We start from the raw sequence: 518 nt of genomic DNA, 5'->3' as shown, positions 1-518 counted from the left end.
ACACAGGATTTAAAGCAAAAAGAAAAGCTGGATAAAAGTGCAGATAAAATCACGGAGTTCTTAGCGACCCACGAGGAAAAAACGGGCAGCAAAGGCAAGCCCATTAAAAGTAATATTACCGACCCCGATAGCGCGAAAATGACCACGTCAAAAGGTACAATCCAAGGCTACAACGGGATTGCGATAAATGACGATAAACATCAAATACTTGCTTTGGGTAAATAACGGCAAGCACAGGCATGGGGTTCAGTGGGCGAGCAGCAAACCCTGCAGCCAGCGGTTAAGCAATTAAAACAACAGTTAGATAAACTGAGCACAGATGAATCCTCAGATAAACACGCCATCAAATTCACCGCAGACAGTGGGTTTAACAGCGAAGCAAACCTTGAATACATGGCGAAAAGTGGCTTTGATACTTACATTGCGGATAACCAATTTAGAAAACGAAATCCGCTGTTTAAAGAAAGTGAAACTTATGAGACAGAGCAAGAAAAGCGCCGACTAAAACGCAGTAAAGG

Annotated in this window: 2 pseudogenes; both read left to right on the top strand. The window is 42.9% G+C overall.

Annotation, left to right across the window (positions count from 1 at the left end):
- Nucleotides 1–225, top strand: a pseudogene (locus H5158_RS23605) (transposase); the annotation flags it as partial.
- Nucleotides 226–249: 24 nt separating this feature from the next.
- Nucleotides 250–518: pseudogene (locus tag H5158_RS22800) on the top strand (transposase); the annotation flags it as partial.

It is taken from the genome of Pseudoalteromonas sp. SR45-6 (genome assembly GCF_014163545.1).
GTDB classification, from domain to species: Bacteria; Pseudomonadota; Gammaproteobacteria; order Enterobacterales; family Alteromonadaceae; genus Pseudoalteromonas; species Pseudoalteromonas rhizosphaerae.
The sequence above is the reverse complement of the archived record's forward strand: the minus strand, read 5'-3'. Positions and strand labels throughout refer to the sequence as shown.